The sequence below is a fragment of the Hymenobacter convexus genome (assembly GCF_030580955.1).
Classification (GTDB): domain Bacteria; phylum Bacteroidota; class Bacteroidia; order Cytophagales; family Hymenobacteraceae; genus Hymenobacter.
The window spans coordinates 766,653-777,169 of sequence record NZ_JAUQON010000002.1 but is presented as its reverse complement, the minus strand read 5'-3'; the positions used below and the strand labels follow the sequence as shown (position 1 = coordinate 777,169).

The 10,517-nt window shown below is 63.1% G+C and carries 8 protein-coding genes; 1 reads left to right on the top strand and 7 read right to left on the bottom strand.

Features of this window, described 5'->3' with window-relative positions:
* Positions 1–1,245: PSP1 domain-containing protein (gene ricT / locus Q4S41_RS06640; RefSeq protein ID WP_305030314.1), on the bottom strand; the 1,245-nt coding region annotated here is incomplete at its 3' end.
* A 487-nt stretch (positions 1,246–1,732) separates the two neighbouring features.
* On the opposite strand from ricT, the gene Q4S41_RS06635 reads away from it, so the two are divergent.
* Positions 1,733–2,545 carry a M57 family metalloprotease gene (locus Q4S41_RS06635; protein ID WP_305030313.1) on the top strand — a complete coding sequence of 271 codons (813 nt, stop codon included), beginning with the start codon at positions 1,733–1,735 and terminating at the stop codon, positions 2,543–2,545.
* 84 nt (positions 2,546–2,629) lie between these two features.
* Here Q4S41_RS06635 and Q4S41_RS06630 read toward each other — a convergent pair whose 3' ends face one another.
* The 6 genes from Q4S41_RS06630 to Q4S41_RS06605 all read right to left on the bottom strand — a co-directional run bounded on the left by Q4S41_RS06630 (position 2,630) and on the right by Q4S41_RS06605 (position 10,472).
* The gene (locus tag Q4S41_RS06630; protein ID WP_305030312.1) at positions 2,630–5,260 is read right to left on the bottom strand and encodes a S8 family serine peptidase; all 2,631 of its coding nucleotides are present in this window, start codon (positions 5,258–5,260) and stop codon (positions 2,630–2,632) included.
* Positions 5,261–5,422: 162 nt separating this feature from the next.
* Positions 5,423–6,544 (bottom strand): NHL repeat-containing protein, encoded by a 1,122-nt coding sequence (locus Q4S41_RS06625; protein ID WP_305030311.1) that lies wholly within the window; start codon positions 6,542–6,544, stop codon positions 5,423–5,425.
* Between the two features lie 86 nt (positions 6,545–6,630).
* Positions 6,631–7,797 carry a zinc-dependent alcohol dehydrogenase gene (locus tag Q4S41_RS06620; protein ID WP_305030310.1) on the bottom strand — a complete coding sequence of 389 codons (1,167 nt, stop codon included), beginning with the start codon at positions 7,795–7,797 and terminating at the stop codon, positions 6,631–6,633.
* 115 nt (positions 7,798–7,912) lie between these two features.
* Complete coding sequence (locus tag Q4S41_RS06615; RefSeq protein WP_305030309.1) at positions 7,913–8,830, bottom strand: hypothetical protein; 918 nt, start codon at positions 8,828–8,830, stop codon at positions 7,913–7,915.
* Positions 8,831–8,915: 85 nt separating this feature from the next.
* Positions 8,916–9,698 (bottom strand): UDP-2,3-diacylglucosamine diphosphatase, encoded by a 783-nt coding sequence (locus tag Q4S41_RS06610; protein WP_305030308.1) that lies wholly within the window; start codon positions 9,696–9,698, stop codon positions 8,916–8,918.
* Positions 9,699–9,824: 126 nt separating this feature from the next.
* Entirely contained in the window at positions 9,825–10,472 is a 648-nt protein-coding gene (locus Q4S41_RS06605) for a LutC/YkgG family protein (protein ID WP_305030307.1), read from the bottom strand.
* Between the last annotated feature and the right edge of the window lie 45 nt (positions 10,473–10,517).

Genomic DNA, 10,517 nt, shown 5'->3' with positions numbered 1-10,517 from the left:
GCGGCGGCCATCGCGGGGCGCCCGGCCTTCCCGGCCCTCGCGGGGCGGGCGGCTTTCGCGGCCTTCCCGAGGCTCCCGGCCTTCGCGGGGCTGTTCGGCGCCGGGCTCCTGGGCGGCGCGGGGTTCGCGCTCGGGGCGGGGAGCCCGCGGCTCGCGGGGCTCACGGCCTTCGCGGGGGGCGCGGGCTTCGGGAGCGTCGCCGTCCTTTTCGCCTTTGCCTTTCTTGCGCTTGCTACGCTTGCTGCTGCTCTTGATTTTGTCGTCGAGGCGGTCGAGCGAGCCTTCCACAATGGCCGAAACTTCGGGCTCGGGGGCTTCTTCGCGGGGCGGCAGCAGGCTTTCGATGATTTCGCCGCGCTTGTTCATATCCAGCAGCTCCTTCACGCGGGCCGTGTCGAGCATCACCCAGTTGTTGTCGCCTTTGAAGGCAAACCACATGCGGCGGCGGAAGATGTCGGTTTTCTGCAAAAAGGCTTCGCCCTTGCTGGTTTTCAGCGGGCGCTGCACCTGCGGAATATCCTTCAAGGCGTCGAGATACGCATCCAGTTCATAGTTGAGGCAGCACTTGAGGCGGCCGCACTGGCCGGCCAGCTTCTGCGGGTTGAGGCTGAGGTTCTGGTAGCGGGCGGCGGTGGTACTCACCGTTTTAAAGTCCGTCAGCCACGTCGAGCAGCACAGCTCGCGCCCGCAGATGCCGAGGCCGCCAATGCGGCCGGCCTCCTGGCGCAGCGAAATCTGGCGCATCTCCACGCGCACCCGGAACTCGTCGGCCAGGCGGCGGATGAGCTCGCGGAAATCGACCCGGTCTTCGGCCGAATAGTAGAAGAGGGCGCGGGTGCGGTCGGCCTGGTATTCCACGTCGCTCAGCTTCATGCGCAGGCGCAGCTCGCTCACCACGGCGCGGGCCCGGAACATGGTGCCGGTTTCGAGGTCGCGCACGGCTTGCCACCGCTCCTCGTCGTCGGGGGTGGCAATGCGCAGGATGTTGCGGATTTCCTTCGAGTCGGTGGGGATTTTCTTCTTGCGCATTTGCAGGCGCACCAGCTCGCCCTTGAGCGACACGTGGCCGAGGTGCCAGCCCGAGCCGGCCGCATCCACCACCACGGCATCGCCCGTGACGAGGGGCAGGCGCTGGTCGTTGCGCATAAACTCCTTGCGGCCGCCTTTGAAACGCACTTCGACGATGTCAAATCCGGCAAACGAATCGGGCACTTCCACATCCTGAAGCCAATCGAACACATTCATGCGAGTGCAGCCGCCGGAGCTACAGCCGCCTTTGGAGCCGCAGCCTCCCACTTTGGTGGTGCCGCAGCCCCCACCGGTTGAACAAGTTGAGCAAGCCATCTGGCTGATATTGTATAGTTGAGAGAAAACGGCAATAGCGCCCGGTTTTCCACGAAAATTCGGTTACTAGCAAAGATACACAATTCAAAAAGGGAAGTCCCCGCTGCCGTTCCGCGCCAGACAATACCCGGCCTGTAGCCCAGTTGCCCCCCGAAGAGGAACGCCCAGCCGTCCAATAAAATCTTTGATTTATAACTATTACGATAAAGGTGTAAAATTTTGGCAAATGCCAGCTATTGGGATAATCACAAATGCTTCTGCGTGCTTTAAACACATGTTTTGAATTATTTATAATCTTTTACCAAAAACACTATTGTTGTTTACAATAATTCTCCTCTAATTGGGCCCATCCTTTACCCAATTTTCACACTACCAAACCCCAAAAACCATGAGAATCAAAAACGCACTTTCCACCGCTGCTTTGTGCGCCGCCTCGGCATTAGCACTTTTCTCCTGCTCAAAGCAGAAAGAGGAAACCACGGCCGCGCCGGCTGCGGTGTCGCAGCAAGCTTTGGCGCAAATCAAAGCCCTCGGCTTTGGCACGCAAGACGTCCGCGCCGTTGACGGTGGCTACGTGGTCGAGGGCGACATCATGCTAACGCCTGATTTGCTGGCCAGCGCCCCCGGCTACTCCACCCTGCGCGTGGGCGACGAGGAGCAGTACCGCACCACCAACCTAGTGACCGGCCTGCCGCGCGTGCTCACCGTGAGCATCAGCAGCTCGTTCAACTCTTATTATGTGTCGGCCATTGATGAGGCCATTCGGCGCTACAACGCGGCCAACCTGCGGGTGCAGTTCCGCCGCGTAAGCTCGGGGGCTGAAATGCCGGTGAAATACTCGTCGAACCTGGGCACGGGCGTGCTAGGGCAGTCGGGCGGTTTCCCCAGCGGCGGCAACCCTGCACCGGGCTTCACGCTGGTGCCTAACGTGATTAACAGCACCAATATCAACTACATCGCCACCATCATGGCCCACGAGATGGGCCACTGCATTGGCATGCGCCACACCGACTACTACAACCGCGCGTATAGCTGCGGCGGCAGTGCTTCCAACGAAGGAGCCAGCACGGTGGGCGCCATCCTGATTCCCGGCACGCCCTCGACGGCCGAGCCCAACTCCTGGATGCTGGCCTGCGTGGGCAACGGCGTGAACCGCCCCTTCACCGCCAACGACCTCACGGCCCTGAACTACATCTACTAACTTCGGTTAGTAGCTCAAACAAAAAGCCCCGACTCCTGCGAGTCGGGGCTTTTTACTGTTTGCTCGCAGCCAACTTCGGCGGGTTTATTGAATGACAATCTTGAGGGTTTGGCCGGCATTGTTGTCCTGTTGCACTTTCAGCATATACAGCCCGGGCTTCAATCCATTGGTATCGATTAGGTTGATGAGTCCCTCAGCAGTGGCGGTGCGCTGGAACCGGCCCAGCATGTCGTAGAGGCGGATGGTTATGGGGGACGTGCTGTTGGCCACCACGGTGAGTGAGGCGCCAGCTTGCACAGGATTTGGATAAGCCTGAATCAAGCCGGCGCGAAGCAGGAAGGCCTCTTCAGTACCACTATAAAACTGCTGGCCAGCTACGTTGTCGAGGCGTACGCGGTAGAGGTAGCGGCCAGCAGCTGGCGGTTGGTCGTTGAAAGCAAACCTGACGCTGGTAACCGGGCTGATGGTTTGCACGGCCTCAAAGCGGCCATCGGGCCGCTGGCGCTCCAGTGTAGCCGAGCGCAGCTTGAATACCGTGCCCAGTTCCACATCGAAGCGAATGAGTGCATCGACCAGCTGGCGCGGCAGGAAGGAGCGGAAGTAGCACGCCGTGCCCTGCGTAGCGAAGTCGATGGTGGTGCCGGGCGCTACCGCGATGCCGCGCAACTGTGGTGCGACGGCGTAGTAGCGCGTCAGGGCCATTTGGGTGCGGCTGATTACCAAGGCCGTATCGGTTGCAGGTAGCCCCAACGGCACCAGCGTGGTGGCGCTCAACTGGTACACCTGGTAGCCGGTGGCACCGGGCACTTGGCGCCACTGCAGCAGTGTTTCATCGGGGCAGGTGTAGCCAACCTGCAGGGCCAGCGCCGGCGCAATGGCGAAAGTATCGGAAGGAAAAGTCTGGCTGCCGACCACGAAGCGCAACTGAGCCAGCGCCGTGGTATCGGGGGCGGCCCAGGCGTAGCGGTTGGGCGCCAGCGGCACAGCGGCGCTCACGAGCCGCCATTGAGTGCGGCCCAGCGGGCGGTATTCGAGGCGGCCGGTGGCGGTGGCGGGGCCGTTCCATTGCCAGAGCAGCGTGGTGGACGCGCCGGGCTGCACGTTGCCGGGCGTGGGCGGGCGGTGCCATTCCAGCGCCACGGGACTGTATTCATAGGCAAGGCTGAATGCCTGCGGCCCCTGTGGCACGGCAAAGCCGCGCACGTGCACCTCGTAGGTGCCCGGCGCGGGCGCGACCACCGTGATTTGCTCCACGTTGTTGAGGTGGTCGGGGCGGCGCCGGGCAGGCAGGGACAGCGAATCGGCGCGTGGGGTGGGGCTAAGCACCCACGGCAGCCAGCGCTGCCCGGTGGCTACGGCCAACAGCTCCACATCTAAGTCGTTGATTAGGGCCTGGGGGGCATTGGCGGCGGCTTCGGGGTCGCTCCAGGCCAGGGTAGCCTTGAGCTGGTGCTGGCCGGCGGGCACGACGATGGTGAAAACCCGGTCGGCGCCCGCCGTGGCGGTGCCAGTGAAGAAGCGGCCTTCGCGCACGGTGGCGAGGGCGCCCACAGCATCGGCCTGGCCGAAACCATTCACGAAATCGACTTCGGGGCGGCCAAGGTCGTCGGCACTGTTGAGCAGCACAGCTTTGACGAGGGCGGCGGGCGGCAGGCTGCCGCGCAGGTCGCGGTGGGCCTGCTGCACCAGCGCGCCCAAGCCCGACACCAGCGCGGCTGCTTCGGATGAACCGCCTTCGCCGTAGGCTACCAACTCCGGCTTCACCCGGCCGTCATAGGCAGGGCCGCGCGAGCTGAGGGCCGCCACCTGGCCGCTAGGGTCGGTGGCGCCTATGCTCAGCGTGTTTTTCGACATCTTGAACTGGCCGGTGAGGTTGGCCCAGCTGGGCAGGCCCTGGTAGGCACCGCTGGGGCTGGCCGCCGTGCCCGAATTGCCGGACGAAAACACGTGCAACAGTTGCGGATACTGCTGGCACTGCCGGTCGTATTCCAATGCTTCGACCCCGTAGTAATTCTCGATGCCAACGCCGTAAGAGTGATTTTGGATGGATATGCCGGCCTGGGCGAGTTGCGGCCCGTCGTCGGGCAGCAGGCGGGCAAAGTCGGAGGTGGCCAGGCGCACAGCCGGGGCCACGCCACGGCCCAGCGGGTCGGAGTTGCCGGCCCCGCCGATGAGGGTGGCCATGGCCGTGGCATGGTCGGAAGCCGGGCCGGGGAAAGCGCCGGCCGCCGCCACGCGGCCCTTCAAGTCAAGGTCGTTGGGGTCGAAGGGTTGTTCCTTTATTGATACGGTCAGCCCTTGGCCGGTAAGCTGGGGGTAGCGGGCCTGGGCCACGGTGAAGCCATTGACCGACAGGTCGGAGTTATTTAAACGGCGCTCCTCGTGGGCGCGGCGGTCACCTACGTCCACGAAATCGACGAGGGGGCTGACGGCCAGTTGGGCCAGCGCGGCGGCATCGAGGCCGGTGACGGTGAGGGTGCGCGCTGACGCGCCGGCCTGCGTGGCTTGTGCGGTGGGCAGGTGCAGGCGCAGCCACAGTCGGAAGGCAGGGGGGTCGGGCACGCTGACGCGCACGGTTTGGGAGGCGCGGGAGGCAGTTGGGCTGGCTTGCAGGCCGGGAGCGAGCTTCGGCTGGGGCAACGGCCGAGGTGCACTTTGCGCCCACAGCAGTTGAGGCAGCAACAGCAGTACCAGCGCCCAACAGCCTCGCGTCATGCCAAATACCGTCGACCCGTCTATAGCCTTATCCGTTTTTTGCATGGTACACTTGACTGGATTGGGTAGAAAATGTAGCGTCAAACGTTTCAAGTCAAAGGTAAACTCAAGGGCTTATCTATAGCCCAAGCTGCGGCCCGGTGGAAGGCCAAACCGACCCGGCTAAAACTGTTTTATGACGCGAACCGTGGGGCCGTCGGTCACATACAGCGTGCCGTTGGCATCCACGGCAATGCCAGACGGCCCCTGAAACCGGGCATCGGGGCCCGGCCCGTCTAGGTGGCCGCCCTGCAGGACCGCGCCGGCCAGCGTCGACATCTCGCCGGTGGGCGAGATTTTGCGGATGTTGGCGTTTAAGTAATCGGCCACATACACGTTGCCAATGGCATCGACGGCCAGCCCGGTGGGAAAAAAGAAACGGGCGCTGGCGCCAGGCCCGTCGGCGCCGCCGTGGCGCTTGGCATGGCCGGCCAGGGTGGTCACGGTGCCGTCGGCGCCGATTTTGCGAATGGTATGGTTGCCGTTATCAGCCACGTATACATTGCCGGCGCCATCAACGGCCACGGCGGCGGGGTGGTAAAACCGGGCGTTGGCGCCCTGGCCGTCCACGCTGCCTTTGTGCCGCGCCGCCCCCGCCAGCGTGCTGACCGCGCCAGCAGGCGTGATTTTGCGAATTGTATGGTTTTCCGTATCGGCTACGTACACCGTGCCGCTGGCATCGACGGCCATGCCGTGAGGCAGGTTGAACTGGGCGGTGGCCCCGCTGCCATCGGCGCTGCCTTTGCGGCCCGGCGCACCAGCCAGCGTGGTTACCTCCCCAGCCGGCGACACTTTGCGGATGGTATGGTTGTCGGCATCCGTCACGTAAAGCATGCCGCCGGCATCCAGCGCCAGGCCCACCGGGTGGTAGAAGCGGGCGGCCGGGCCGGCGCTATCGGCACTGCCTTTGCTGCCGGCTGTGCCCGCCAGGGTAGTTACAGCCCCCGTCGCGGTAATTTTTCGAACCGTCATATTCTCCTCATCCACCACGTACAATGTACCATCCGGGGCCACCGCCAGCCCCATAGGCCAAGCAAAACGGGCATCGGGGCCGACGGCATCCGTGCTGCCTTTGCTGTCAGCAGCGCCAGCCAGCGTGGTTACCGTTGCCGACGAAGAATACGGAACGGTCTTGCCCGGCACAAAGACAATGGGTTGGGCATGCGCCGCAGCGACGGGCAGCAACAGCAAAATGCGGAGCAAGCAGCGGTTCCAATAGCGCATGATGAAAACAGCGATGAGCATAGGCCCCAAAGGTATTCGGCCCACCAAAAACGCCCCGACCAAACCGGCCGGGGCGTTTCCTATAGCTTCAAAAGCAACTCAGCCGCTTACGAGCCGGGCTTAAGCACCACCTTGGTGCAGTTGTCCTTCTTGTGGCGGAAAATGTCGTAGCCGTGCGGCGCCTCGCTCAGCGGGAGGCGGTGCGAAATGATGTCGTCGAGGCGCACGTCGCCATCCGACACGTGCTTGAGCAGCTTGTCGATGTGCTTGTGGGCCGGCGCCTGCCCGGCCTGAATGATGATGCCCTTGTCGAAAATCTGGTGGATGGGGAAGTTGTCGTAGGGCGAAGAATACACGCCCAGAATGGACACGAACCCACCCCGGCGCACGGCGCTAAAACACGCCAGCATCACCTTATCGGAACCCTTTTCGATGTTGATGACGGCCTTGGCGCGGTCGGCCAGGCTGCGGTCGGGCTCAAAGCCTACGGCTTCTACCACCACGTCGGCGCCGTAGCCGCGCGTTTTGCTGCGGATTTCGTCCACCACCTGGTCGTGGCTTTCCCAGAGGATGCCTTCGGCGCGGGCAGCTTTGGCGGCTAGGTCGAGGCGGTAGCGCTGGGTGTCCACAATCATGACGCGCGAGGCGCCGCGCAGCCAGGCCGATTTGGCAGCCATAATGCCCACCGGGCCGGCGCCGAAAATGGCCACCGTTTCGCCGCCCTTCACGTTGGCCCAGTCGATGCCGGAATAGCCCGTCGGGAAGATGTCGGTGAGGAAAAGCACCTGCTCATCGGTCAGGTTATCGGGCACTTTGCGGGGGCCGAAGTCGGCGTAAGGCACGCGGGCGTACTCGGCCTGGCCGCCGTCGTAGCCGCCGTACAAATCGGTGTAGCCGAAAAGGGCACCGCCCTTTTCGGTCATCAGGCCGCCTTCGGGGCCGTAGTGCTCAGGGTTGGAGTTTTCGCAGTGGCCGGGCAGCTCGTGGTTGCAAAACAGGCAGTGGCCGCAGGCAATGGGAAAGGGCACCACCACCCGGTCGCCGCGCTTGAGGTTGGTCACGCCCTTGCCCACTTCCTCCACAATGCCCATGAACTCGTGGCCGAGCGTCATGGGGCGGGGCTGCGGAATGCTGCCGTTGTAGATGTGCAGGTCGGACCCGCAAATGGCCGTGCTGGTGACGCGGATAATGGCGTCGCGCGAGTCCTGAATTTCGGGGTCATCAACGTTATCAACCCGGACATCGCGGGCACCGTGAATGCGGAGAGCTTTCATACTAAAAAGGGGATTGGAAGTGGAAAGGAAGAACTGCTTTTCCTAACGGCCCCTTTTCCACGCAGGTTGCTATGGCCCAGCCGTCGCCGCCGCTAGCCTCAACCATTGGCCACCCCTACGGCATCTGATAGACTGACACTCCCGCCGCCGTGAAAATATACGCGTAGGTTTCGCCCACCAGCACTTGGCGCACCGCCGCTGGGTCAAGGCCAGCGGGCAGGGCCACGCGCCGCTCGGTCAGGTTGTAGAGGTGGAAGAAGTGCAGCGCCCCGGCGTCGAGGTAATACAGCTCATCGCCCCGGAAACCGATAAAGCCAAGTCCGGTGAAGGGCAGTTTTTTCTTGAAGTTGCCCAGGTTGTCGAACACGTAGATGCCCGTACTGCGGTCCACCAAGTAAATATTGTTCTGGTACTGGCGCAGGAAGCGGAAGTCAGGCCGGGAGCGCCCAATCAGCAAATCAAGCGGCGTGTTTTGCACTAGCCGCAGGGCGTTGGGGTCGAAGGCGCGCAGTACGAGGTTGCTTTCGTCGAGTAGCCAGATGCGGTTGTCGGGCGCCAGCGTGGCCGCCCTAATGGTGCCGTCCACAAAGTCGGCCAGCCGCACCTCGCTGATGAGCGCGAGGAACCGGTCGAGCAGCACGAGTTGCTGCCGGTCGTCGTTGAAGACCAGCGTGGTGGTCACGTTCCAAGCCTCCACCTGGGCGGCGTGGCCGGGCTGGGTAGGCGCGTAGGTGTTCAGGGGCAGGCCCTCGGGGCCGTACTGGCGCAGGTTGTTGTCGGCATCGGCCACGTAGAGGGCCCCGCGCCGGTCGAGGGAGGCCGCGCCGGGGTTGCGCAGCTTGATGTCGCGCAGCAGCTTCCAGGGGGCGGCGGTGGGGGCGGCACTGGCATCGGCGGCCGGCACAGGCACTGGGGTAATGGGCGAAACCACCTGCTGCGCAGCGGGCGCCGTGGAGGCAGCCGAGGGTACGGTGACCTGGGCGTGGACGCTGCCCGCAAACAGGATAAACAGAGCGACGACGAGATGCAACATTTTGCGTCTCGTCGTCCGCGTCGTCTGGTCATCATGCCAACGGCGCGGACGACGAGACGCAAAATGTTGCGTCTCGTCGTCGCTGCTACTGCTCAAAATGCCGCAAAGCCAGTTCCTTGCCATCATACACGCCATAGCTGCAATAATTGACCCATTCGCCCAGGTTGATGTAGCGGCTTCCGGGCCCTACCTCCACATCGAGCGGCAGGTGGCGGTGGCCAAACACGTAGTAGTCGTGGTGAGAACGGGTTTCGACCTCGCGGCAGTATTGGAGCAGCCATTCTTCGTCGCCGAAGTACTTGGTGTCGTCCTTGCCAGCTTGCATGCGGCTGCGGCGGCTCCACTTGTTGGCCATACCAATGCCAAAGTTCGGGTGCAGCCGCGCAAACAGCCACTGCGCCAACCCGGACGTGAATACTTGCTTCAGCGCCTTGTAGCTATAGTCTTTCGGCCCCAGCCCGTCGCCGTGCCCGATGTGAAACAGCTGGTTGCCAATGCGCTGCGAAATCTCCTGCCGCAGCACCGGAATACCCATTTCCTGCGTGAAATAGCCGAACATCCACATGTCGTGGTTGCCGGTGAAGATGGTGATGGGCATGCCCGCGTCCGTCAGCTCCGCCAGCTTGCCCTGCAACCGGATGAAGCCGCGCGGAATAGCGTGCTTGTACTCAAACCAGAAGTCGAACAAGTCGCCCAGCAAGTAAATGGCTGCCGCGTCGGGCGCCACCTCATCCAGCCAGCGCACAATGCGCCGCTCCCGCGCCAGCGAAGCCGCCGCATCGGGCGCGCCGAGGTGAAAGTCGGAGGCGAAATAGACCTTCTTGCCGGGCGGCAGCGCCAGGTTGGGCAGAGTAAGGGTTTGCTTCATTCGGTAAGCGTGATAATCAGAACGTCATGCAGAGCGCAGCGAAGCATCTTTACCGCAACAGTAAATAATTGCATTGCGCGGTAAAGATGCTTCGCTGCGCTCTGCATGACGGCTTTGCCTTGTTCATTATTCCTCCTCTTCCAGCAAAAACAGCGCAATGCGGCGCGGCCCGTGCGCGCCCAGCACCAGCGTCTTCTCAATATCGGCCGTACGGCTGGGGCCGCTGGTGAGCGACACCATCGAAGGCATCTGCGCGCCGTAGCGACTCTGCATCAGCCGCAGCGCATCGCCGATTTCGGCCACCACTTGGCTGGGCCGGGCCAGCACCAGATGCTGGTCGGGGTAAATGCTGAGCCGGCGCCCGCTGGCCGTGGCCGCCGATACCAGCACGCTGCCCGTGCGCGCCACCAGCGCCTCGCACGACGTCAGCCCCAAATCTGCTTTCTCGATAAACTCTGTTTCATCGGCCCGAAACGCCACGCCAGCCTTGTAAAGCAGCGCCTGCATTTCCGGCTCCCACACAAACGGTACGCCCACCTGCTGCCGCTTCTGAAAGCCCGCCAACTGCGCCGCCAAGTGCGGCAGCGACTCGCAGTAATAAAACTCGCCGCCCACGCGCTGGAAGCTCTCCGCAAATGCCACCACCGGGTCGGCGTTGGCCAGCGGCGGATGCACGGGCGTAGTAAAATCGGGGCGCGTCGGCATGGATGCCGGGCCAGCCGCCAGCCCCTGGCGGATGCGGGCCAACACAGCGTCGCGAGAAGATTCAGACATGCAGCAAAAGTACCGGAAGGGAAAATAAAAAAGCCAGCCCTTTTG

Excerpts from the sequence above, each read along its gene's own strand:
- Q4S41_RS06635 (WP_305030313.1), top strand. The coding sequence starts at position 1,733 with ATGAGAATCAAAAACGCACTTTCCACCGCTGCTTTGTGCGCCGCCTCG.
- Q4S41_RS06630 (WP_305030312.1), bottom strand. The coding sequence starts at position 5,260 with ATGACGCGAGGCTGTTGGGCGCTGGTACTGCTGTTGCTGCCTCAACTG.
- Q4S41_RS06625 (WP_305030311.1), bottom strand. The coding sequence starts at position 6,544 with ATGCTCATCGCTGTTTTCATCATGCGCTATTGGAACCGCTGCTTGCTC.
- Q4S41_RS06620 (WP_305030310.1), bottom strand. The coding sequence starts at position 7,797 with ATGAAAGCTCTCCGCATTCACGGTGCCCGCGATGTCCGGGTTGATAAC.
- Q4S41_RS06615 (WP_305030309.1), bottom strand. The coding sequence starts at position 8,830 with ATGTTGCATCTCGTCGTCGCTCTGTTTATCCTGTTTGCGGGCAGCGTC.
- Q4S41_RS06610 (WP_305030308.1), bottom strand. The coding sequence starts at position 9,698 with ATGAAGCAAACCCTTACTCTGCCCAACCTGGCGCTGCCGCCCGGCAAG.
- Q4S41_RS06605 (WP_305030307.1), bottom strand. The coding sequence starts at position 10,472 with ATGTCTGAATCTTCTCGCGACGCTGTGTTGGCCCGCATCCGCCAGGGG.